We start from the raw sequence: 23715 nt of genomic DNA, 5'->3' as shown, positions 1-23715 counted from the left end.
TTTGGTTCGAATATCAACTCCTATCGCGCTGAATTTACTAAAGGGATAAAAAAATTATGGTAAATAGGAATTATAAACTTGAGAGCAATATAAGCATTCCATGAAATTTCTTTAATAATTCCTCCGGGGTGAGACTTGGCAATCCAGGGAAAACGAAATAACGCATTTTGGTAAATGATTCTAACTAATTTCAGCGACAATAAAACGGTTCCATTGATATCTAAGAGTAACTCCTGCTGTAAATCTACCTTTGTCATTTTTAAAATCGCCGAAGGGCGGAGAGAGCCTCCTTGAATAATTCCTACAAAAATTTGGTACGTAAATTTTTTCTCAGTCCCGGGCATATCCAGATTGCCCTTGAAAATAAAAACTGGAAAAACAGGGGGTATCGGAAAATATTCTACTTCTTCATAGCTTCCAACCGTGGCGATTTTATTAAAAATTAGCAAAAAAGAAAATAGAAGAAAGAAACAGAAAATAAAGCAGATCATAAGAAAATCCTTTTACGCTCGAGTAAGGTCCCAAAAATTAAGTATTTTATGAGTACTTTTTGTATTGCCTATGCTAAAAATGTTATTCCTACTCCAAGAATTATTGTAAATAAACCTACTCCAAGAATTATTGTAAATAAAATAACCGTCTTTTAAGTGACACAAAAAATTCAATGAATCAAGAAATTGTTGTTTGATCTGAGAAATTTTTATAGAATCAAACTGTTATTAACTTTTAGAAAAAGGATAGGCTGATGGATTTAAACTATTTTTTAAGGAGAATTTCTTTCCTTGCTGTAGTGGCATTAACGACCCTACTGCCTTTGTCTCTAACGTATGCTAGTGGGACCCCCGATGTCGTGGTTTTACTATCTTTGGATGGTAACTAAATGTATCAAGCGATTTTTTGAAGTAATCCGAATTTTCGGATTAATACCGATGGCGTGGCAGGTCATGTTGATCATATTCCAGTGCAGCCGGGGGTTTTGCTCAGATTTAAGCACAGTATTATGAAAAAACTTTCTTAGCTTTTGATTACTTTACCTGCTCCTAACTGGAATAGGAATCAGTTATGCAGCGAATCCGACTTCAAATCAATATGTGGTGGAGGAAACCCGGATTCAAGAATTGCAGTTTCTGCATCCCAGCAGGGTCCTCGAGGCCCCTCAAGGATTACAAGGACCTCAGGCTCAGGGGGAGAAACTGAGGTTACAGGCCCGAGGGTGTGACGCCCCAGGCAGAACAGCTCTGGCCAAATGTTGGTAAAAGCTAGTAATATTAATTTTTAATAGTAATTTTGATATGCAATGGGTGGATCATGGGTGGATCCTCCCACCCACTTATACAGTGGGACAGCAGGCTTTGGGTGGCGTAGTTTTTTCGGGTTAGAGGAGATTCTTACGGACAGCATGGACTTGTTGCTGCGCACGCTGTGATAGACCCCCGGGAAGGAGATATTAGATCGGAGGAAAAAACTCTATTAACTCTGGCTGATGAGAGTGGGAGGCAGGGGCTGGTGAGATGAATACAATACCTCCTTAGCAGAGTTGGCTTGCCAAGCTGCTGCGAATGATTCGGCTGATTCAGCTGTCCTCTTTTGCTCCAGCTTTTGCGGTACAGGGGAATGGCACCACTCCCCTTGTACTCCTTCAGGGAAAAGTCATCCTGCTACGGAGAGATATTTGCTTTTGCTATGGAGACTGGTATTTACCTTAGATATGGGAGCTTTCACAATTGTATCAGCCACGAGTACTGAATATTGGAGTTCCACCAAAACTTCAGCGACGACTGTTTACGACATCTTTTTCTTTGATGGGAGCATAAGCTGCCACAACAGGAAAAGGGGAAATTGATGCCGTCCCCTCCCCTGTATTAGTGCTTTCTAAGCATTGAGTTTGGCATTTTCGAGGAGGCCGCTTCTTGGTTTGCGGTCTCTTCTTTTTAATCAAAAGAAAATCCCCATTGTTGAAGAAATTTTTTAGTTTTGGATCCGGTGAGGGAGTTAATTGGATAGTGGAAAATTCGGGACGCAACGAATAACGACGGCGTAAGTTTTCAAACCGATCTTGATTATTTATCAATAACTCGCGCATAGTTTGAGTTTCTCTACTGGGATCGTAGATTTTTAACAGAACATCTTCGACGGTACGACATTCCCGAATATCAACCGTAGTTTTTTCTGGTAATTGTTTCAGCTCTTTAAAGCGATGGATATCTATTAGCTGAAAATGTTGTAGAAAGGCTTCATAAATCATCAGTGATGCGCGCAATTTTGCTTCTTTACTGTAACCCGCAATATGCGGCGTAGCGATAGCCACTTTTTCCAATAAAGCTAAATTAACATCAGGTTCGTTTTCCCATACATCCAAACAGGCTACGATATGCTTCTGTTTTAATAAAGCTTCATTGTCTACCACTGCGCCGCGTCCCGCATTTAATAAAACGCAGCTGGGTTTTAATCTTTTTAACAAGGCATCATGGATTAAATGATAGGTAGGAAATTCGCCAGCGTTGGTTAGAGGTGTATGTAAACAAATAAGGTCCATTTCCGTAAGTGATTCTAATGGAATAGAGATGAATTCTTTTTCAGAAATAGCACGGGGTGGATCATTATGGAAAACAGAAAAGCCTATTTTTTCTAAACGATTGGAAACGATTTTACCCAGATGTCCGATTCCAACGACAGCGGCCTTTATCGACACTTGAGGCAATAAACCTTTTTTGCGCAAAAAAGCGATGCAGTGGAGTACGTATTCTGCGACCGCCACTGCATTAGCTCCAGGAGCATAAGACCACGAGATAAGTTGTTTTGCTAACCATTCGCGATCAATATGATCAAATCCTGCGGTTGTGCTGCCTACAAACTCAATGGGGGTTCCTTTTAATAAAGCAGCATTGACCTGAGTTATCGACCGCGTCAATAAAACGTTGACTTTGCTTAAATCACTTTTTTGGATATTACTGCCCGGCCTTAAAAGCAATTTTCCATAGCCTCCAAATAATTCAGTAACAAAGGGGATACGGTCGTCAGCGAGAATGGTGATCATCTTCCAAGACTATCAAAGAAGATTCCTTGAATTCAACCATAAGATCACATATGGGTTAGCTATATTTCTTTTCAATGAGTTAGAATGTATAGCTGTTGTAATCAGGCATAGTTAGATGTTCTGATGAAAAAAGCCTTTTCTATAGGACTTTTTATAATGTTCCTAGTAATAGGAATTAGCAGCTACGCCAACTTTCCTTTACGTTCCTCTGAAGTCACTATGATAGAAGGAAGCGGAGAAGTTCTTCCTAATACAGCGGCGAGAGCCATTTTCTTTTCCTCTGCCTTTTCCTCGAGTGTGTTACTCGCGCCCAATCTAAGCATTTAAGCTTAAAAGAAGCGATTTTATTCGCTCTTCGCAACAATACCGATGTCATTAGTAGCGAAAAACAGTGGGCAGTAGACAAATTTGCTCTTGAAGTTGCGTGAAATGAATTTGAACCTCAATAAAATTTATTAGTTTGGTACTAATCGGTATGAAGCATGAAAGGGAATTAATTTTTCCATCGAAAGGGAAAGAACTGGTTAGAATTGTAGGGTCATCCATCATCGGCCTCGAGAAAAACTACCACGATGAATATTTTAGGGTTGTTGGATCGTCCTACGACGGGAGAATATTATTTAAATGCAAAAAATGTATCTGAATTGAGCGATAATCAACGATCAGATTTTCAGAATAGAAGCATTGGCTTTGTTTTTCAGTTATTTTTTTGTTACTTCGCTTGAATGCGCTCAGTAATGTAAGTTTGCGCTTTTAACTTATCGTAATATCAATCGACGTGAAATTGGAAAACGCGTCCTGACTGCTTTAAAAAAGTGGGTATGGCTCAATTTTATCATCATAAATTTAGTGAATTATCTGGAGGTCAACAGCAACGGGTAGCGATTGCGCGAGCATTAGTAGGAGAACCTGATATTATTTTGGAAGATGATGGAATCGACTGGCTCTCTTGATTCGAAAACAAATCAAAACATGTTGGATTTACTAGCTCAATTAAATCGTGAAGAGGGGTCTGTACAGTAATTATCGTTACTCACGATATGAATATTGTCGCACAATATTGTCGCACAATGTCCTCAGATAATTCAAATACATGATGGTGTGATCGTACCAGAGAGTCAATCATGAAAATCAGCCGATATGTTAAACAGGCCCCCCTATTCCAATTTAATTTCATCTAAGCTCCGGTCATTTTTGGCTATTTTAGGAATTTTAGACCGATGGAACTTCTCAGGTTAAGATTGATACAATACCTGAAATCCAGAAAGCCTCCAATCAAATCGCCCGTGATTTCCCCCTACACCCTTTCTTTCTATAACTTCTATTATCGGAAATCAAACAGAGGGTCAGGTTTTAGGGGCCACAATAATTTGAATTTGGTAGAGGTGGTAAAAATTGAAGTTGATAAAGGCCGTTTCATTTCCTATTTAGATCGTCATGGTTTTTTTGTGTTATTGGAAGTGATGTGGCTAAAGATTTTCTTGATAAAGACATTTCAAAAACCCTATTAGGGATCAAATTTTGATTGGAAGTTTTGTTTTTATAATTATTGACGTAATGAAACTTTGGCAGCCACACTGGTTTTTGTCCGCGAAGATTAATAAAGGAGTGATTATTCCCTTAGAAGTTTCTTATTTTTTAGGTAAGGATACCATACCTAAATCAATAATATCTTATTTCGCTTCATCTACAAACCGGATATTAATGAAGTGCAAGAGGCTTTAACCACGAAAATGAATAAATTATATTCTCAACTAAAAGTTACTTTTAGAAGCCAATCAAATTATTGGCATTATGCAAAAGCAACAAGAGACATTCACTTAGGTTGTTAGGGTCCCCATTGACAGTATTGCTTTATGGTAGATGGTATCGGTGTAATCAATATTATGATGTACGTTTCTGTTATTGAGCGACATCGCGAAATTGGCATTCGTATGGCTATCGGTGCTCGACGCGCTAATATACGGTGGAATGTTTTTGATTGAATCGATTATTTTAACTATTTTTGGTTGGTATTCTAGGAATTATAATCGGTATTTTTATTGCTACCGCTCTTGCATTGGAAAGAGGTTGGGCTATCCCTCATTCTAATTTTTCCTCCGATAGGCTTTTTAGTATCAGTTGTTGGTAGGTGTCGTTGCTCGTTAAGGGAATCTTTAGTTCTTGATTAATCTTCTTTTTTAAGTCATTGTACCTGTACCGTTGGTAACGATGTTTAGTAATTATATCTCCCCCTTCTATCGCAGCACCGGTTAACGAGCATGGTGATTCAGCTACCTAATTCGAATTTCGATATATTAACGTAATCAAAAGTATGGATACGCAAACGATTAGTGCTAGTAGTGCTATAACCATTGGGAAAAACCAAAGTCTTTCATATTTTCGATGCCGTATCCAATATACAGAAAGTCCCAGTAAAGAAGAGATACTAAACGTTAAAAAAACATTCGTGCTGTATAACACGACTAAAAATTCTACCTAAGCCCCATCCTCCCCCGTTGCCACTAAAATTAGTAAAGCACAGCCAAACCAAAAATATCAGTCCATTTGTGGTAACTAGTCGACTTGATAAACATACTAAAGCGGTGAGGCACCCACGAATCAATCCTAATATTGTCTAAAACAGCGTGGGTCCACCTAAAAATCCCGTATTAACTGCCACAATTAAAAGTCCTGCTTCTAACACTATTATTAACTTCTAACGCCATTAAAATAATAAGAAAAGTATTCGGATAGGGGCCAACTTTGTAAAATCGATCGAAAAATAACGGCATTCAGTGTTTGTCCAGACACACAGGGTGGTGGGCAAAGCAATTCCCATTCTATACAAAATAAAGCAAAATAGTCCTGTCCGCAACTATGTTTAAAGAAATTGACATATAAAACATTATAAGCGAGCCCGTTTTTAGGCGAGGTTCGGTAAGGATATTGACGTTATTTGAAACAGCTTCGGGATAGGTGTCCGGGCGCTTCCTAGCGAGTACACGCGGATTAATGCAGATTATTAATGCAGATTAATAAAAGCTAATACGAAAAATAAACCATAGTTTTGGATATGGTTGTAGGTTTCTATGAAGGAATTTTGAATGACGGCTTTTTTCCGTAATCATTCAAAACGATACCTGTAGTAATTACAATCAAATGGGTTTTATAAAGAATCTGAGAAAAATTACCATCAATATTCAATATTTTTATTGATTCTTTCGAACCACATAAATTTAATATTAAAAGCAATAAAAGAAGCTCTGCAATATATAGCATTGATAATGGATAGATAATAAACTAGAAATCGCCTCAATTCCTACCGCGATAGAAATAGCAATTGTCAAAATGTAATCCATAACTAGAGCTGCGCCGGATACTAGCCCCGAATAAGGACCTACATAACTGAGTTGCTACTTTATAACCTCTTCTCTTTCTTCATAGGATCCGGGGCCCGCGGGGCCGGCCTCCACGCGCGGCTTTTCCAAAAATTAATTCGTGTAGACGACGTATGAGGTGATTCTACTATAGACTGAGATGTAAGTTAAACCCCTTCTCTTTAAGACTAATCTCCTATAGCTCTGCGCACAGAAAAAGGGGAAAATAGTACCCCTCTGCTTTGGAAAATCGTTTCTTTGCAATAAATTATTTTTTATTTTTTCGGATTGGAATGATGAACTCTTGCTAAAGAAAGGCGCATTTGACGTCTCATTTTTGCTTCTTCGAAACGTCGTTGTTCGATTTCATTATGAATTGTTAATGGTTTTATTTCTATGGGTTTTAAATTTTTATTGACAGCGATCATTGTGACATAACAAGAATTCGTGTGGCGCTTTTCGCCGGTGGCGAGATTTTCGGCGACAATTTTAATGCCGACTTCCATTGAAGAACGGCCTACATAATTGACGTTTGCATAACATGTTACCAATTCACCGACGTAAATGGGTTGTTTAAAAAGCACCCCATCAACGGATAGCGTTACAACATAATGTCCGCTATAGCGTGCTGCGCAAGCATAAGCCGTTTGATCAATTAATTTAAGAATGTAGCCCCCGTGAATATTACCAGCAAAATTTATCTTTTCAGGGGTCATGATCTCAGTGATGGTCAATGAACGCGCGTTCTCATGTTCCACTTGGTTCTCTCTCCCGTAGGTGCTGATCGAATTCGGGATCTTGAAGAAAACGTTGAGTGAGTTCAGAAGGCAATTTAAATTTTATTGCCAGCCACAGAGTGAAAATACAAAATACACCAATGACAACAAAATCCCATCCGAAAGTAATAATCCCCTTCCCTCCACCAAAATTGCCGAGATAGGAAATCAAAGCGACTCCTAGAAAATAAGGCCATACCCATATAGACGCTCTCCAATGGAAAGCAAATCGCTTATCGGGCTCGATGAAATAACGGTGAAGAATCAGCACAGCAAGTCCAATGAGCAAAACAAGGCCGAGCTTAGAAATAATCATCCATCCACTCCAGTAAGTAAGGAGGGTACAAATGTAAAATGCCCCTGTAGTCCATAATGTGACAGCAGGTAATTTAAATGGTCGGGAACGATGAGGCAGTTGTTGGCGTAAGGCTAGCAAGCAAATAGGAGCAACGCCATAGGTTAATGCCATTAGCGAGGTGAGGAAGGCTATCATACGATCCCATCCTGGCAGTGGTGCAAAGAGGCACATTCCTAAAACAAAATTAGCAATGATAGCAATTGAAGGGTTTCCTTGAGTAGTTAGGTGTTGAAATAAAAGAGGAATGTGGCGGTTTTTGCTCATGCCATACAACGCGCGTGCTCCACTACTAGTGTACATTAATGCGGCAGCTAATGGGCCAATGATTGCTCCTAGGTACAATAGAGGAAGCAGAACATCTAAATGTCCTTGATGCACAATCGCAGTAATAGGGCTTGTGCCGCCTTGCAGGTTTAGGTGCGCCCAGCCATGGACTAAATTAATGGGTAGAAGCGAGGATAGAAAAGCAAATTGCAGCAAAAGATAAATAATCAAACAAATCACTACAGACCCAATAATGGCAAAAGGTAAAGCACGGGAAGGATTTTTGGCCTCCCCAGCCATTTCACAGGCTTGTTTAAATCCATTGAAAGCAAAAACGATGCCGCCCGTAGTGACTGCCGCAAATATGCCATGCGTCCCGTAAGGCATAAAAGCGGTATGAGCAGGGTGAATAAGCCGAGAAGGAGCGAAATATAACGCTAAAATAACTACGGCCACCACCGTAGGGATGGCAATTTTTAAAATGGTTAAAGCGCTGTTAAACCGCAATAACCAACGTAAGGAAAAAATATTAATTGCTGAAATCGTTATCATTAACACTGAAGCTAAAAAATAACCATAAATGGTTAAACCACCATCGCTGTGAACTAAAGAAGGAAAGAAATAGTTTAAATATTGCAGGACCGCCTGAACTTCCGTGGAGGCTAATGAGGCGTAGGACAGCCAGATTATCCAAGAAAAAGAAAACTTACGAGCGTGCCATGTGTGTAGTGGGGAATACGAATACTGGCCCCGGTAATTGGTAACATGGCGCAAAGCTCAGCAAAAACAAAAGCAATAAGGATGGCGGACAGGCCACCAATAAGCCAAGCAAAGATCGCAGAAGGACCTGCCAGTTCCGAAATGTAATAAGTAGCAAATAACCATCCTGAACCCAAAATTGCACTTACGGACGTGAGTAACAAAGCAAAAGGCGATATAGATCTTTTTAGCATAGCCTCAATAGTCAATGTGATTACGGCTATATTATCAGTTTTAGAGCCTTCTTAACAGTTTTTAAACAAGCATTGCAGTGAGTTTTTATAGCCTAGTCTTTTATTTAGGCTATTCCAAAGGTTGGTATTTCGACAAATGTTCAATGATAAATTCGATAGCTTTCGAATCGGCTGGGTAAGAGAGTGCCTCGTTATTTTCTCTAATCTGACACAACTTCATTAATGCATTGCGTTAATCGGCATTCCGTGGGAACGACCTCTCTTGCCAAAAGCATCGTACCTAAACCATAATACAGCCCTTTACTATCACCGATTTTTGCTCCTTTCTGAAAAAGTTTTCGTGCTTCCTTCCAATCCTGCGTTCCAGTCATCCTACTTATTAAAGCATAAAAGTCAAATTAACGATTGCTCTGGAAAAACCGCTCTTAACAAGATTTTTGCATCAAGCAGCGGTCTTTAAAGTGAATACCCAAATTTGGCATTTGAACAACCGGATAAAGCAGCGTCCTTTAAATAGGCTATCGCTTCTTTGGGATAAGTTTTTTCTTAGCTTTCCCTTTTCTGAGGAGACCATGCCAAATTATTTTTAGCTGATAGATTATTTACCCTCTTCAGCGACTTCCTTATAAAGCTTTTTAGCGAGTTTGGTATCTTTTATAACACCCTCTCCGAACTCATATAGCATTATCCCCGTTTTGACTGAAGTACGTCCTTCTCTAGCAGTCGCTTCATAGCAATCAATAGCCCTCTCCTAAATTGAGTGGAATCTCCGCGTGCAAGCTATTTCTAATTAAATAAAAATATAAAAATTGGGAATCGGGTGTAGGGGACAAGCACTTGGATAAATGCAAAAAATTCCCTTTGTTGATCCATGGGTTTATAGGATTGCAGATGCGGTAGTTCGACAAAATTAAACTTTGCTTTTATGTATCTTCTGTTGCTGCGAGTAGGTCTTGCTTAACTTAACCAAATTTTTAGAATGAGATTTATCAAAAGCTTTAATATCAATAATAGTTCCTATTTAGTAGTTCCTATTGTTTGTCATCACGCATGAGTAAAAAAATTTAATTTTTTCGATAAAAACTCATAATATCAGAATAAAATTAAGAAATTATGAGGTAATTTTTCTGGCCACTCGGTTCTCTTGGCCACTTTTTATTTGTCGTGTGTACTGAGCACTTTTTTTCCACAAAAAATATTCTCTTCCTATCGATAGAATTCCTATCGATAGAATCTTTGTTCTCCCTTTTGAATAAGGTTGCCTTTTATGGCAAGCCGATTATGATGTGGGTCTTATGATCAATAAGACTACTAAACCATTCATCCTGGTGGACGGTTCCTCTTATCTCTTTCGAGCCTACTATGCATTACCACCATTGACCACCGCCAAGGGGTATCCAACGGGGGCGATGTATGGAGTCATCAATATGTTGCGAAAATTAATGACGGAGTATCAACCCGAGTATATCGCCGTCATATTTGATCCTAAAGGAAAAACATTTCGCAATGAGCTCTATAGCGACTATAAAGCGAATCGGCAAGAAATGCCAGATGAACTTTCTCAGCAAATAAAACCATTGTTTAAAATTATCAAATCGCTTGGGTTTCCGCTGATAGTTAAAGCCGGTTATGAGGCTGATGACGTTATTGCTACTTTAGCTAAAAAAGCTAAAGAAGAGGGATTACCGGTTTTAGTTTCTACGGGCGATAAAGATTTAGCGCAAATCGTCAATGATCACGTTACTTTAGTTAACACGATGACAGACCATCTTTTAAATCCTGCTGGCGTGGTAGAAAAATTCGGTGTTCCTCCTGAAAAAATTATTGATTATTTAAGTTTAACTGGCGATAACACCGACAATATTCCTGGCATTCCCAAAGTAGGTCCTAAAACTGCTGCTAAATTGCTGAATGAATATGGCTCGCTTGAAAATATTCAAAAACAGGCTCATGAAATAAAAGGTGAAGTGGGCGAAAATCTTCGCGCTCATTTACATGAATTACCATTAATGCGTCAATTGGTTACAGTGATTTCCGATTTACCTTTGAAAGAAAAACCAACAGATTTGAAATTAGGATCCAAAAACCCCGAAAAATTAATTGAATTATTTACTACCTACGAATTTAAATCCTGGCTCGCAGAAATTTCAGCGCAAGAAATGATTAGATCTTCTGCTGACACCAATTATATTACTATCTCTGACAAAAAAACTTTTGAAAAATGGGCAAAGAAATTAATAAACGCTGAAGAATTTGCTTTTGATACACAGACTACTACTAACTCTTCTGCTTTAGAAGCAAGTTTAGTCGGAGTTTCATTTGCCATTCAACCTAATGAAGCGGCTTATGTTCCTATGGGCCATAATTATGCTAACGCCCCGATTCAACTCGAAAAAACTTGGATCTTGCAACAATTAAAACCTATTGTTGGAGATTCAAAAAAAACAATTATTGGGCAGAATTTAAAATATGACAGTCAAGTGCTAGCCAAAGAAGGATTAAGTATCAAAGCAAAAATGTATGATACTCAACTGGAATCTTACATTTTAAATAGCAACAGTAGTCGACATGATTTGGATACTTTGGCTTTTCGTTATCTCGGGCATTCAACAATCAAATTTGAAGATGTTGCGCGGAAAGGGGCCAAACAAATTACATTTAATTTAGTTTCCATTGATAAAATAGAGGCTTATGCAGCTGAAGATGCGGATGTAATCTTACAATTGCATCATAGATTAATGCCACTGATCGAAAAAGAAAAAAATTAAAGAAAGTTTTTGACGTAATTGAAATGCCACTCATGCCTATTTTAATGCAAATGGAAATGCACGGCGTATTAATTGACGCCCAAATGTTGCGTTCACAAAGCGATGGATTGAAACAGCACATTAACCAGCTCGAACAAGAAGCTTACAAATTAGCGGGACGAGAATTTAATCTGGGTTCACCTAAACAATTAAAAAACGTTTTGTATGAAGAATTAAAACTACCAATATTTAAAAAAACTCCCGGACGTCATCCTTCGACGGCAGAAAATGTATTGCAAGATTTAGCGCTCGATTATCCCTTGCCGAAAATCATTTTGGAGCACCGAAGCCTTAGTAAATTAAAATCGACTTATACCGATCGTCTACCTGAGCAGGTGAATTCATTAACCGGTCGAGTGCACACGTCGTACAATCAGACTGTTACTTCAACAGGCCGTTTATCTTCAAATAACCCTAATTTGCAAAATATCCCTATTCGTACTGACGAAGGCCGAAAAATCAGACGTGCTTTTATTGCACCCTCGGGCGCTCGTATCGTGGCGGCAGATTATTCACAAGTGGAATTGCGTATTATTGCTCATATTTCACAAGACCCTGGGTTAATTAAGGCATTCGAAAAAGAATGGGATATTCATAGTGCTACTGCCTCTGAAGTTTTTGGAGTGCCATTGGAACAGATCACCTCGGAGCAACGCTGCCGTGCCAAGGCAATTAATTTTGGATTGTTGTATGGCATGTCAAGTTTTGGTTTAGGGCGCCAACTGGGTATTGAGCGCGAGCCGGCCCAAGGATACATCGATATTTACTTTAAACGCTATCCTAAAGTCCACGAATATATGCAGAAAATTCGTACTATCGCTGCCGAACAAGGTTATGTAGAAACCTTGTTTGGGCGACGTGTGTACCTTTCTGACATTAATGCTTCTAATCTTCAACGCCGTCGGGCTGCTGAACGTGCTGCGATTAATGCGCCTATACAAGGCACGGCGGCGGATATCATCAAAATCGCCATGATCAAAGTTAATGATTGGCTCAAACATAATACAGATGATGCCCATTTGATCATGCAGGTGCACGATGAGCTCGTCTTTGAGGTCGCTGAAAAAGATCTTGATCGTGTAGTTCCGCAAATCAAAAAAGCCATGGAAGAAGCTGCCTCCCTTTCGGTACCGCTGGTGGTTAATATTGGAGTCGGCAGCAATTGGGATGAGGCGCATTAGAGTTTATATGGCGTTAACTCTTATTGATATTCAACGCTATGCTTGTCTATTTGCCATTGATTGGTAAGGAGTGGCCAAGCTCGACTCTTTAATGCGCGTATTCTCTGTGTGTGAGTGCTGGGGGATTAGGTTCTTCTGTATTACAATATTATTTAGCAGAAGCAGGTATTGGGCACTTTGGGCATTATTGATGGCGATTAAGTGGAAATATCGAACCTTCAACGACAAGTCATTTCTATATACCCAATGATGTTGGCAAGCATAAAAAAGCGATTCAAAAAAAATATTTCCTTGAACGATTTAATCCTTAATTGCAAACAATTACTTATGAAACTTTCATAAGCGAAGATAATACAGAAAAAACAGTGCACGATTTTGAAAATATTATCGATTGCACGGATAATTATCCCTCCCGTTATTTAGGGACAATGTAGCTTCTTTAATTATCAAGATGGCCCATTTTACCGTTGTTTATATGAAACATCTTCAGAAGAACTTACTGCTAATTGTGAGTTAGGGGGGTGTTCTAGGCATATTGCCTGGAATTTTAGGTGGTATTCAAGCCACCGAGGCTATAAAAATTTTACTAAGCAAAGAAAAAGTACTATCGGGGCGACTGCTAGCCATCGATGCTTTATCGATGAGGATAAAAGAATTTATTATACCCAAAAATTATACCCAAACATCCTTGATGCCCGTGTTGTATTGAGGGCAAATCAGTCATTAAGCTTTTCCCAAAAGACAAGGGTCGGGGGACAAATTCAGGAAATAGAAGTTACAAAGCTCTCTCTCAGTGGTTAGAAAAATCAAACTCAGACATTTTTATTAATTGATGTGCGTGAACTCTATAAAAGAGATATCTGTCATATTGGCGGCCTACATACTCTGTTACAGGAACTTAACACGTTTCTAACGACGTTACCGAAAGACAAACTTATCGTTTTCTATTGCAGATCTGGTCAGCGCAGCCCGTTTTTGCTGCACAATTACTAAAAGATAGTGGGTTTACCCAAGTTTCAAACTTACAAGGAGGCCATACTTGCCTGGATCGATTTCATTCTACCCTTCGCTAGTGAGCTACTAATGTCTGAACCCCCGTCGATACAATTCGTAAGCTTTCATATATTAAAACCCTATTAAAGCCTAATAAAGAAAGCCTAATAAAGCCTATAACTATATTAAGTAAATATATAAAGTAGATTTGGCTTCTGATCCCATGAAGGGGTTTCAATTTGGGAACTGTTACCGGCCAATAAGTTGGCTAATTTATGAATAGGTAGTACGGTGGCCATACTCCTAGTTTCCAGATTTAATGGGGAAAATTTTAATGTACTAACTTCAAAGTTTAAAAAATAACTCGAGTTAGGGCCTTTTTAGCTGTCTCAAGTATGGCTTTGTTGCTTCAACAAACTGCTTTGGCAGATTGTACGCGTTATATAAAGAACATTTCTAAATCTTCTTGGGTTGTTGTTTCTTACTCACCTAATCCCCCCAATATCAGAGGAATGTGAGATTTGACAATGGTTGTCCTGAAAACGGGCCTTGTACTATCCTCTCCCCGGACGGCCAAACGGTGGCAATTTTTATTACAACACCTTATGGGAATGCCGATGGCCTTGTTAAGATTGAGGACAAAAATCGAGTAAGTCGCACTTACGAACATGATAATGGAGCTACAGGTCAGTGTCCTTGAATTATCCACGACCCACCCCTACCCCTGCTGCTGCTGCAGTGAATAACGCTCATACATAATAACGATATTTATATTTTTCCTAATTTTTACTAACTAACAAGATCTAATGATTGATATAATGAAGAAGTCAAGGAACGGCTTTTTTATTTGTAATAATTTGATTAATAGATTAAATTTACCCTGATTAGGCATTTTGTCTTGTCTTTCCAATTTGTTAAACACTCATTCAAGCTTTTGGACTGCTCTGAACATAGAGTCTTTTATGTCCCCCTTGTTCTTAGTGCTTTTTATCGATGAGATGGTCTTAAGTCTTCTTTTTCGCGTTTTAAATGCCATCATCATTGAGACGCATTCTGATTTTTTATCGGCAGCGACTTCGCGTTAGCCACCCGGGATTTTTTATGGGTTGACCGTGGATATTTTTATGCTGTGCTGGATTTAGGAGATTTGTCTGATACGATAGGTCAGAAAAAAGCATTCATTATTAATTTGCTTAATGGGATCATTTCTCGATTATTTATTGTGTCGGCATTTCCAGTAGTTATCCATATTTTGGTCTTTTTAATCTTGAGACGAGTGATTGTCGGCTTTACAGCACGTATAGACAGCCCATTGCGCAAGCTGCGATTGTAGATGTCAGTTTTAAGGAACATAAAGCGCGAAATATTGGATTGATCTTATTTTATTATCAATCTTATTAGGCTTTATCATTGGCCCGATTATTGGAGTCGTTCTGTCAGATAGTCGTTTTGTAAGTTGGTTTGGATTTTCGACACCGCTTTATTTTGCTTCTTTAATTTCATTGTTCAATGCATTTTTATTATAGTGTCTGTTTAAAGAAACCTTCAAAAAAACATGGAAAGCACGTATTTGATTTCATTATGCGGTAAATATTTTTATTTCGACTCAAGTATGAAAAAATTCGAAAATTATCCGTTTTTTATTGGTGATGATGTATAGCTGGAGTAATTTCTTTTCCTTCATTTCGTCGATTTTTGTTTTACACCGCTACAGATATACCACTTTAAAGGTTTCCTTACTGCTCGCTGATATGGGAATCGGTTTTAGCATCGGTTGTGGTTATTTAGTCGATTACTTTGTAAAGCAATTTCAATTGAAAGCGGTTATAACCATCAGTTTTTTGACTGCTTTATTTATAGCCTTAATTGTCCCTAACCCACGAGGTTATTTATTTTTAGATTTATTGTGTTCGTAGGGATTTCCATCGCTGTCAGCTATTCAGCAATTATTACCTTGTTTTCTCCTTGTTTTTTAATTCAAGTGAGTGAAAGCGAAACAAGGATTGGTGATGGGCATCCACCGGCGACATTATGGCATTGTGTTTTGGCCTCACTTCCTTTTTAACCGCTTATTTGGCGAGTTATGGTGTGAATATTCCTATGATTTGGCTGTAAGCTGGCATGGTTATGAGTAGTCTTTTAATGGCGCTCATTAATCGTCAAGAAATCGAGTAAGGTTACTTAGCCGAGAATTACTGGTGAGCTTGGTATCCGTTTAAAGTTCTGTAATATTAATCAATAATCGATCAACATTACAGGTACTTTGAGATGCATCATCGGAAACGGCATATTAAAAGGATTCTTCTAAAAAGCGCTAAGATATTTCCCGTATTGGGAGTTTTAGGTCCTCGACAGGTAGGCAAAAGCACCTTCTTAATGAAAGAAATGAAAGAGTGGTCCGCCGTCCTCAGGGCTACCTATCTCACTTTTGATAAACAAGAAATCGCTCTAAAAGCGAATCGCGCTCCAGAACAATTTCTATTAAACGAAAGTAGTCATTAATCCACCCCACGCTCATCATCGATGAAGCCCAGAAGGTACCTCACATATTCGATTCTATAGATGAAGAACGGCTGGCTAGGTATTTTTACCCTTTCGGGTTCAGTAGAATTTTCCTCTAAAGTAGGGGTTCGAGAATCTTTAGCTGGTAGAATGGGTATCACGCGTCTGTATCCTATGATGATGCGGGAAATAAATAGTCAAGCGTTTATGGATCCCTGGGGTAAAGTTCAAATTTAATGACGCAAATCAGCTAAAATCTAAAAGCGTTGAAACGTGGCTTGAGCGAGGTGTGGAATGCCTATTTTCTCTGGTTTAAGCAATTCTGAGGAACGAATAAGTGTTATCAATAGTTGGTTAGAGGCGATCTGTTATAGAGATTTAAAACAGCTGGAAGACGGTGACTACGATAGTGAATTAGCTGCTAATTTACTAAATATCACTGCTGTAGTGCCTCTTATCTCTTTGTCTAAGTTGGCTCATGAATTGGGTACCAAACGGCATTTGTTAAAAAACATTTATTAGCTTTATTAGCTTTAGAATCGTTATTTTTAATATACGAATTGCTATCTTTTGAAAACCCGAAGGCGCACTCTCAATATAGAATATTTGACTCTGGGGTTTTAAACGCTTTGCTTGGCGGAAAACAAACCTTCATTGCGCATCACAAATGAAATTTATGAGCAATACGAATATACAAGGAAATTCAAGCCGAGTCTCTATTATTATCGGACTCGGGGCGGTGTTGAGATTGATTTAATTTTAAAAACTAAAGAAAAGCTTATCGGAATTGAATGTGTAACAACTATTGATAATATCTCTCTATCAACAAAGAGGGATGAAAAGTTTCTTCAAAAAATATCTCGATGCTACAGGATATTTTATTGCTCCTATCCAAAAGTCCTATCAATTGGATAAAAATATCTAGGCGATTTCTTGGAACCATATTGGGTGACTTTCTTGCTTTAAATCAGGGAAATTTTTCCACCACTATTAACAAGCCCGTTAATCAATGAATATTAAAATAGTTTGGAAAGGACAAAACGCTTTAGGCGAAGGATCAATATCGCATTCCTTTGAAAATGTTTTGTATTGGATTGATATTGCGAAGCCTTCTTTACATCGATTAAATTCCGTCAGCGATAATTAATTAGTCCTGGGAAATGCGAGATTTTATTGGTGTACAGTTGTGCCACGTAAAAAAGTGGTGTTGTGATTACTCTCAGCAATGCAATTTTTGCAGTGGAAATTCTTTCTTTGAAAATGACTAAGTTTTCGGCAATCGAACCCTGGAGCAATGAATTGCGTATGAATGATGAAAAATGCGATCGAGGGGGCGATTTTGGATCGGAATGGCGAACCTTGATGTTGAAAATTCTAAAGGAAGTTTATATTGTGCTTAGATCCTGATAGGAATCTGACTAAAATGGAAAAAGGGATTACTATTTCAAATGGATTTGGTTTTAGTCCGGATGATCAAATTTTTTATTATACAGACGGTTTCAAATATCCGATTTATCAATACGATTTTGATATTAATCACGAAGTTGGTGTCAAAGGCTTGACAGAACCTAGTTTTGCGGGATGAGATTCCTTCTATCATTGCCCACAAGTATAGTCATCTACAGTCATTCTCGGGAATGAGGGAATCTAAAGGCTAACCTAAGATATTCTTTTCTCTGAATCCCCTTTTTCGCGGGAATGAGACGAACTTTATTAGGTTAACTTTAGGTTTTTTAGCCCGTCACTACTGGTGTGGAATGATATGATCCCTAGAATATATTTTAAAAATATTTTGATTCTCGTAGGCGCTGAGTAGTAATTTTGAAGTGTTTGTTGTTATATACACTTCATATACCAATCCTGCTTCTCATTAGGCATTACAAGGCATATTCTTATTGGCATAATAGCCAAAAAAATATATAGCTACCTCTGTTCTCGCTAGAGGTTGGATTTGTGGGGGTGTGGGGTCTTCTAGCGAGAAAGAATTCCAATGCTATTCCACTGTGACCGATTTTGCTAAATTGCGCGGTTGGTCGACATCTGTTCCCTTTAAGACAGCCACATAATAGGCCAATAATTGTAGAGGCACAGTATAGGCGATCGGAGCGATAATATCAGCCATAGTGGGCATTCGGATAGCCGAGCTATTATCCATTTTGGATTCCCAGGGAATTTGTTCATCCATGAAAATATATAACTCGCCTCCCCGCGCTTGCACCTCTTGCATATTGGATTCTAATTTTTCAATCAAGTGATCATTAGGTGCAACGACGATTACCGGCATGCCTTTGTCGACTAAAGCTAAAGGACCATGTTTTAATTCGCCTGCAGGATAAGCTTCTGCGTGCATATAAGAAATTTCTTTTAATTTTAAAGCGCCTTCTAAGGCAATTGGGAAAAGTGCACCACGTCCCAGGAATAAAGCATGTTTTTTATCTACAAAACGTTTGGATAATCGCTTGATAGAAGCATCTAAATCTAAGGTTTTTTGTAAAAGGTCTGGCAAATTTCGTAAATGGTTAATAATAATTTCGTGATTGCCGTTATTTCCTCGGTGGAACAATGCTGCCAATAATAATAAAGAAACTAATTGAGTCGTAAATGTTTTAGTGGCGGCAACGCCGATTTCGATTCCTGCGCGAGTAAGAAAAACTAGATCAGCTTCACGGGCTACTGAACTAGTTGGGACATTGCAAATACCTAAGGTTGCTGCATATCCTAATTTTTTCGCTTGGCGTAGAGCTGCTAATGTATCAGCTGTTTGACCGGATTGGGACATTGCGATAAATAAAGTATTAGGTTCCACTACAGCTTTGCGATATCGATTTTCGCTGGCAATCTCTACTTGGCAGGGAATGCCGGCTAAGGCTTCCAACCAATAGCGACCCACTAAAGCAGCGTGAAAACTTGTACCGCAAGCAACAATTTGAAGGCGTTTTATTTTTCTAAAAATGAATTCTGCTTTATGTCCGAAACTCTGTGGAGTCACTGTATTATTAATCAAATGTTCAGAAATCGTATCGAGCACGCCTTGGGGCTGCTCGAAAATTTCTTTTTGCATAAAATGACGGAATTTTCCTTTTGTCACCGTATCGTAATCAATTTTTAAAGTATAGGAAGGCCGTTCAATTAATTTTCCAGCTTGATCGTAGATAGAAACAGTATCAATTCCAATTTTAGCGACATCTCCTTCTTCTAAATAAATAAATTGCTGAGTTACGGGAAGCAAAGCGCTGAAGTCTGAAGCAATAAAATTCTCCCCAATTCCTAATCCAATGACAAGAGAGCTGCCGCAGCGAACGACGTATAATGCTTCGGGTTTTATAGTTGAAATAATGCCTAATGCATAGGCTCCTCTCAATTCTTGAATGGCTTGTTGGATGGCTGGTAATAATTCTTGTTTCTTTTTACTGTGGTAATGAATCAAATGTGCAATTACTTCGGTATCAGTTTCCGTCTCAAATACATAGCCTGATTTTGTAAGTTTTTGTCGAAGTGATTTGTGATTTTCAATGATGCCATTGTGAACGATGGAAATGTCATTCTTTGAGCAGTGGGGATGTGCATTTTTTTCTGTTGGTTTTCCATGCGTTGCCCAGCGAGTATGGGCAATGCCCGTATAACCCCGTAGAGGTTTTTTTCCAGCCTTTCCGCGAGCGCTTGCACTTTACCTTTGACGCGAACTCGTTGAATTTTAGTCGTTTTTGGATGGAGAATGGCAATCCCGGCTGAATCATATCCACGGTATTCCAAACGATTCAGACCTTCCAATAAAATGTTCGCCACATGACGTTGAGCAATGGCTCCTACAATGCCACACATGTTTTGGTTCCTTTATCAAAAAATTTAAGAAATACATTATACTTTTATTTTTATTATATACTTCTATTTGAGAATAATGAGATAAAGATAGGAGAAGAGATGCGCAAATTTGCACTAAAATTAGCTCTTGCACTAAAATTAGCTCTTTTAATCATATTTTCAATGAGTTATTAGGTTATGCTGGTTCCTTGCGATTAGTAGGCCCCTGCTGTACTGTTCCTACTTCTTTTAGCCAGTGGAATTTAATTTCAAGTTAACCACTGTTGTAGAATTGAATGGAGTAATTGGTGGTTCATCCATGCCGGAACAAGGGAGCCCCTATATTTATTCTTTAAAAGCGATGGGGGAAATAAAAGAACCTCAGATGTTTAAATTTTTTAATGCTGAAAAAGTTAGAGGGGGTCTACAATAAAGCTAACAACATTTCTAACCCTAGGAGGATGATACTCCAGACCCTGGTATAGTCCAGCACATTGCCCCTAACGCTGAGTTAAGTTCCAATTCTCGATGAAGGACGTCTACGAATTAATATGAATCTCCAAATTGCGTGACTCCTCGAGACACGTTATCATTTGCGCTTTGATTTAGAGCCATTGAAGGAAAGCCAATGCCATCACGCCGAGAGTGTGCCAATGCGATTCGTGCGTTGGCAATGGATGCAGTAGAAAAAGCTAATTCAGGTCATCCCGGAATGCCGATGGGAATGGCGGATATTGCGGAAGTATTGTGGTGCGATTTTCTAAAATTCAATCCCGCTAATCCCCGTTGGGAAAATCGTGATCGATTTATTTTATCGAACGGTCACGGTGCTATGTTGCAATATGCGCTGTTACATTTGACCGGTTTTGATTTATCAATTGAGGAATTAAAAAATTTTCGACAGTTCCATTCAGGCACACCAGGCCATCCTGAATTTAGACATACCCCGGGTGTGGAAACGACCACTGGACCACTTGGACAAGGACTAGCTAATGGTGTGGGAATGGCGATCGCCGAACAGATTCTGGCTAAGATTTTTAACCACGAGGCATTTCCCATTGTGGACCATCATACCTACGTTTTTGTTGGGGATGGCGACCTCATGGAAGGTATTTCTCATGAAGCTTGTTCTTTAGCAGGAACCTTGGGCTTGGGGAAATTAATTGTTTTTTATGACGATAACGGAATTTCCATCGATGGGGATGTGCGAGGATGGTTTACCGATAATACGCCAAAGCGCTTCGAAGCCTATGGATGGCAGGCCATTCCCTATGTTGATGGGCATGATCCCAAGGCCATTTCCAAAGCGATTATCGCGGCAAAAAATGAAATCACCAAACCCACCATTATTTGCTGCAAAACGATAATTGGATACGGAGCACCTATTTTGGCGGGCCAGGCGGTGACACACGGGGCTCCCTTAGGAGAAGAAGAAGTGGCCGGTGCCCGTAAAATTTTAAATTGGCCTTATCCTCCGTTTGAAATTCCGGAAGAGATTTATGCTGCATGGGATGCAAAAGAAAAAGGGAAGAAATTTGAAACTCAGTGGAATCAACTGTTTACAAATTATGAGAAACATCATCCGAAATTGGCAAAAGAGTTTTTGCGACGACAAAAAAATTGTTATCCGCAGACTACACCAAAAAAATAGAAGAGTTTATTTTAAATAGCGAAAAATTCAAAGAAGACAATGCTACGCGTAAATTATCCCTACAATGTTTAAATGCTATTGTATCTTCATTACCTGAAATAATTGGCGGCTCGGCCGATTTATCAGAATCCAATTGCACGAAATGGTTTGGGGCTAGCATTTTGAGTCAAGAAAACCGCCAGGGAAATTATATTGAATATGGTGTGCGTGAATTTGCAATGACAGCTATTGTGAATGGCATTGCGTTACATGGCGGCTTTATCCCCTTCGCCGGTACCTTTTTAACTTTCTCGGATTATGCGCGAAATGCTGTGCGTCTGGCAGCGCTCACCAAAGCGCATTCCATTTTTGTTTATTCTCATGATTCGATTGGTTTGGGAGAAGATGGGCCTACGCATCAACCGATTGAGCAATTGCCTTCCTTGCGAATGATTCCTGGTTTGCAGGTGTGGCGCCCTTGTGACGGTACCGAAGCAGCTGTTGCTTGGCGAGAGATCATTGAACATCATGGACCTAGTTGTCTTTTGTTAACTCGTCAAAAAGTTACGCATCAAAATCGAGATTCCCAGCAAGTGGGACTAATTGCAAGAGGAGGGTATGTATTGTGGGAAGCAACAGAACCCGCCCAAATTATTCTCATCGCGACAGGTTCTGAAGTGATGATTGCTGTTGAAGCAGCGAAAGCTTTGGAAAAAAATATCCCGGCGCGAGTGGTTTCCATGCCCTGTTGTGAAATTTTTAAAAATCAAGACATTGAATATCAAAAATTGGTTTTACCTTCACATATAACTAAGCGCATTGCTATTGAGGCGGCTCATCCGGATTATTGGTATCAATTTGTTGGGCGCGAAGGTAAAGTAATTGGAATTGATCAATTTGGTGCTTCAGCACCCTATCAAATGATGTACCGTGAATATGGTTTCACTCCAGAGCGAATTGTTGAAACGGTCAAAGAATTTTTCCACAAATTTTAAATTAAGGAGAAGTAGCATGACATATAAAATTGCCATTAATGGTTATGGCCGCATTGGTCGAAATATTTTACGAGCTTTTTATGAATCAAAAAAGCATCACGATTTTAAAATTGTTGCTATCAATGATTTAGGAGATATCAACACTAATGCTCATTTAACTAAATATGACTCAGTGCATGGACGATTTCTTGCTGATGTAAGTGTAGATAAAGAGGGATTAATGATCGATGGTGATAAAATTAAAGTATGTATAGTAAGGAATCCAGAGCAATTGCCTTGGAGGGAACTTGATATCGATTTAGTCCTTGAATGCACGGGGTTATTTACAAGTAAAGAAAAATCCGAAGCACATTTAAAAGCAGGGGCAAAAAAAGTTTTAATTTCTGCGCCGGCTGGTAAGGACGTTAAAACAATTGTGTTTGGTGTTAATGAAAATATTCTTACCAAGGAAGATAAAATTATCTCTAATGCCTCTTGTACAACAAACTGTTTGGCACCCCTAATGAAAGTATTGAATGATGAAATTGGTGTTGAATGTGGATTAATGGTAACCGTTCACTCCTACACGAACGATCAAAATATTACCGATAGTTATCACAAAGATTTACATCGAGCGCGTGCAGCTACACAATCGATGATCCCTACCAAAACCGGAGCGGTTGCTGCTGTGGGTTTGGTATTACCGGAACTCGATAGAAAATTAGATGGGTATGCTATTCGGGTGCCTACCATTAATGTTTCGGTCATTGACTTTACTTTCGATGCCAAAAAATCCGTGAGCGTTTGGGAAGTTAATGCTGTGATGAAAAGAGCTGCTGAGGGTAAAATGAAAGGTGTGCTTGGTTATAATGAAGAGCCGCTTGTTTCCATCGATTTTAATCATGACCCACATTCATTGGTTTTCGATGCGGGGCAAACGCGACTAATCGATAAATTAGTAAAGGTAGTCGCTTGGTATGATAATGAGTGGGGATTTTCTAATCGTATGTTGGATGTTGCGGGTGCTTTTTTAGACCCTAGATCTTAAAATAACCTTCAGTAAACGAAATGGTACCTAGG

20 protein-coding genes and 3 pseudogenes are annotated in these 23715 nt (G+C 39.0%); 15 read left to right on the top strand and 8 right to left on the bottom strand.

The genetic code is table 11. The annotated features are described in order from the left end of the window. Positions 1-20 precede the first annotated feature (20 nt). The 3 genes from MRH55_RS00575 to MRH55_RS00565 form a co-directional block, all read right to left on the bottom strand. Positions 21-449, bottom strand: coding sequence for a hypothetical protein (locus MRH55_RS00575; protein ID WP_304985600.1), 429 nt, complete (start codon positions 447-449; stop codon positions 21-23). Between the two features lie 1319 nt (positions 450-1768). Beyond that, positions 1769-3037 carry a 4-phosphoerythronate dehydrogenase gene (locus MRH55_RS00570; protein WP_304985599.1) on the bottom strand — a complete coding sequence of 423 codons (1269 nt, stop codon included), beginning with the start codon at positions 3035-3037 and terminating at the stop codon, positions 1769-1771. Between the two features lie 182 nt (positions 3038-3219). Continuing rightward, positions 3220-3360: a hypothetical protein gene (locus tag MRH55_RS00565; protein ID WP_304985598.1), complete on the bottom strand. Its 141-nt coding sequence runs from the start codon at positions 3358-3360 to the stop codon at positions 3220-3222. Positions 3361-3858: 498 nt separating this feature from the next. Between MRH55_RS00565 and MRH55_RS00560 the strand changes: the two genes are divergently transcribed. Both MRH55_RS00560 and MRH55_RS00555 read left to right on the top strand, forming a co-directional pair. Further along, positions 3859-3990 (top strand): ATP-binding cassette domain-containing protein, encoded by a 132-nt coding sequence (locus tag MRH55_RS00560; protein WP_304985597.1) that lies wholly within the window; start codon positions 3859-3861, stop codon positions 3988-3990. 903 nt (positions 3991-4893) lie between these two features. Next, positions 4894-5022, top strand: a complete 129-nt coding sequence (locus MRH55_RS00555) for an FtsX-like permease family protein (RefSeq protein ID WP_304985596.1) — start codon at positions 4894-4896, stop codon at positions 5020-5022. Between the two features lie 1649 nt (positions 5023-6671). Here the strand turns inward: MRH55_RS00555 and MRH55_RS00550 are convergent. The 4 genes from MRH55_RS00550 to MRH55_RS00535 all read right to left on the bottom strand — a co-directional run bounded on the left by MRH55_RS00550 (position 6672) and on the right by MRH55_RS00535 (position 9118). Continuing rightward, entirely contained in the window at positions 6672-7112 is a 441-nt protein-coding gene (locus MRH55_RS00550; RefSeq protein ID WP_304986181.1) for an acyl-CoA thioesterase, read from the bottom strand. 31 nt (positions 7113-7143) lie between these two features. Further along, positions 7144-8568, bottom strand: coding sequence for an APC family permease (locus tag MRH55_RS00545; RefSeq protein ID WP_304985595.1), 1425 nt, complete (start codon positions 8566-8568; stop codon positions 7144-7146). Beyond that, positions 8481-8762 (bottom strand): APC family permease, encoded by a 282-nt coding sequence (locus MRH55_RS00540; RefSeq protein WP_304985594.1) that lies wholly within the window; start codon positions 8760-8762, stop codon positions 8481-8483. Before MRH55_RS00540 ends, MRH55_RS00545 begins: the two co-directional genes overlap by 88 nt. Before the next feature lie 185 nt (positions 8763-8947). Further along, positions 8948-9118, bottom strand: coding sequence for a hypothetical protein (locus MRH55_RS00535; protein ID WP_304985593.1), 171 nt, complete (start codon positions 9116-9118; stop codon positions 8948-8950). Positions 9119-10042: 924 nt separating this feature from the next. Here MRH55_RS00535 and polA point away from each other — a divergent pair. The 10 genes and pseudogenes from polA to MRH55_RS00495 all read left to right on the top strand — a co-directional run bounded on the left by polA (position 10043) and on the right by MRH55_RS00495 (position 17815). Beyond that, positions 10043-12735: pseudogene (gene polA / locus MRH55_RS00530) on the top strand (DNA polymerase I). A gap of 535 nt (positions 12736-13270) precedes the next feature. Beyond that, positions 13271-13444, top strand: coding sequence for a hypothetical protein (locus MRH55_RS00525; RefSeq protein WP_304985592.1), 174 nt, complete (start codon positions 13271-13273; stop codon positions 13442-13444). A gap of 125 nt (positions 13445-13569) precedes the next feature. Next, entirely contained in the window at positions 13570-13728 is a 159-nt protein-coding gene (locus MRH55_RS07455) for a rhodanese-like domain-containing protein (protein ID WP_369421235.1), read from the top strand. 514 nt (positions 13729-14242) lie between these two features. Beyond that, positions 14243-14428: a hypothetical protein gene (locus tag MRH55_RS00520; RefSeq protein ID WP_304985591.1), complete on the top strand. Its 186-nt coding sequence runs from the start codon at positions 14243-14245 to the stop codon at positions 14426-14428. 1051 nt (positions 14429-15479) lie between these two features. Further along, the gene (locus MRH55_RS00515) at positions 15480-15644 is read left to right on the top strand and encodes a hypothetical protein (RefSeq protein ID WP_304985590.1); all 165 of its coding nucleotides are present in this window, start codon (positions 15480-15482) and stop codon (positions 15642-15644) included. A 352-nt stretch (positions 15645-15996) separates the two neighbouring features. Next, positions 15997-16230 carry an AAA family ATPase gene (locus tag MRH55_RS00510; RefSeq protein ID WP_304985589.1) on the top strand — a complete coding sequence of 78 codons (234 nt, stop codon included), beginning with the start codon at positions 15997-15999 and terminating at the stop codon, positions 16228-16230. A gap of 60 nt (positions 16231-16290) precedes the next feature. Further along, positions 16291-16467 (top strand): P-loop NTPase family protein, encoded by a 177-nt coding sequence (locus MRH55_RS00505; RefSeq protein WP_304985588.1) that lies wholly within the window; start codon positions 16291-16293, stop codon positions 16465-16467. A gap of 57 nt (positions 16468-16524) precedes the next feature. Next, a complete protein-coding gene (locus tag MRH55_RS00500; protein WP_304985587.1) occupies positions 16525-16752 on the top strand; it encodes a hypothetical protein in 228 nt (75 codons plus the stop codon). 111 nt (positions 16753-16863) lie between these two features. Continuing rightward, positions 16864-17145: a DUF4143 domain-containing protein gene (locus tag MRH55_RS07450; protein WP_369421231.1), complete on the top strand. Its 282-nt coding sequence runs from the start codon at positions 16864-16866 to the stop codon at positions 17143-17145. A 508-nt stretch (positions 17146-17653) separates the two neighbouring features. Further along, positions 17654-17815, top strand: coding sequence for an SMP-30/gluconolactonase/LRE family protein (locus MRH55_RS00495; protein ID WP_304985586.1), 162 nt, complete (start codon positions 17654-17656; stop codon positions 17813-17815). Between the two features lie 408 nt (positions 17816-18223). Here the strand turns inward: MRH55_RS00495 and glmS are convergent. Then, positions 18224-20052 (bottom strand): annotated as a pseudogene (gene glmS, locus MRH55_RS00490) (glutamine--fructose-6-phosphate transaminase (isomerizing)). 235 nt (positions 20053-20287) lie between these two features. Here glmS and MRH55_RS00485 point away from each other — a divergent pair. The 3 genes and pseudogenes from MRH55_RS00485 (at position 20288) to gap (ending at position 23683) form a co-directional block, all read left to right on the top strand. Next, complete coding sequence (locus MRH55_RS00485; RefSeq protein WP_304985585.1) at positions 20288-20464, top strand: hypothetical protein; 177 nt, start codon at positions 20288-20290, stop codon at positions 20462-20464. Positions 20465-20659: 195 nt separating this feature from the next. After that, positions 20660-22656 (top strand): annotated as a pseudogene (gene tkt, locus MRH55_RS00480) (transketolase). Positions 22657-22672: 16 nt separating this feature from the next. Then, positions 22673-23683, top strand: coding sequence for a type I glyceraldehyde-3-phosphate dehydrogenase (gene gap, locus MRH55_RS00475; protein ID WP_304985584.1), 1011 nt, complete (start codon positions 22673-22675; stop codon positions 23681-23683). Positions 23684-23715 lie beyond the last annotated feature (32 nt).

This window comes from Coxiella-like endosymbiont (assembly GCF_030643785.1).
In the GTDB taxonomy this organism is placed as follows: Bacteria; Pseudomonadota; Gammaproteobacteria; order Coxiellales; family Coxiellaceae; genus Coxiella.
Note: the sequence above shows the minus strand (reverse complement) of the source record. Positions and strands in the feature narration are given on the sequence as shown.

What these genes read in the sequence shown, in the direction of transcription:
- MRH55_RS00570 (WP_304985599.1), bottom strand. Translation starts at nt 3,037, where the DNA reads ATGATCACCATTCTCGCTGACGACCGTATCCCCTTTGTTACTGAATTA.
- MRH55_RS00565 (WP_304985598.1), bottom strand. Translation starts at nt 3,360, where the DNA reads ATGCTTAGATTGGGCGCGAGTAACACACTCGAGGAAAAGGCAGAGGAA.
- MRH55_RS00560 (WP_304985597.1), top strand. Translation starts at nt 3,859, where the DNA reads ATGGCTCAATTTTATCATCATAAATTTAGTGAATTATCTGGAGGTCAA.
- MRH55_RS00555 (WP_304985596.1), top strand. Translation starts at nt 4,894, where the DNA reads ATGGTAGATGGTATCGGTGTAATCAATATTATGATGTACGTTTCTGTT.
- MRH55_RS00550 (WP_304986181.1), bottom strand. Translation starts at nt 7,112, where the DNA reads ATGACCCCTGAAAAGATAAATTTTGCTGGTAATATTCACGGGGGCTAC.
- MRH55_RS00535 (WP_304985593.1), bottom strand. Translation starts at nt 9,118, where the DNA reads ATGACTGGAACGCAGGATTGGAAGGAAGCACGAAAACTTTTTCAGAAA.
- MRH55_RS00515 (WP_304985590.1), top strand. Translation starts at nt 15,480, where the DNA reads ATGGGAATCGGTTTTAGCATCGGTTGTGGTTATTTAGTCGATTACTTT.
- MRH55_RS00510 (WP_304985589.1), top strand. Translation starts at nt 15,997, where the DNA reads ATGCATCATCGGAAACGGCATATTAAAAGGATTCTTCTAAAAAGCGCT.
- MRH55_RS00505 (WP_304985588.1), top strand. Translation starts at nt 16,291, where the DNA reads ATGAAGAACGGCTGGCTAGGTATTTTTACCCTTTCGGGTTCAGTAGAA.
- MRH55_RS00500 (WP_304985587.1), top strand. Translation starts at nt 16,525, where the DNA reads ATGCCTATTTTCTCTGGTTTAAGCAATTCTGAGGAACGAATAAGTGTT.
- MRH55_RS00495 (WP_304985586.1), top strand. Translation starts at nt 17,654, where the DNA reads ATGGAAAAAGGGATTACTATTTCAAATGGATTTGGTTTTAGTCCGGAT.
- gap (WP_304985584.1), top strand. Translation starts at nt 22,673, where the DNA reads ATGACATATAAAATTGCCATTAATGGTTATGGCCGCATTGGTCGAAAT.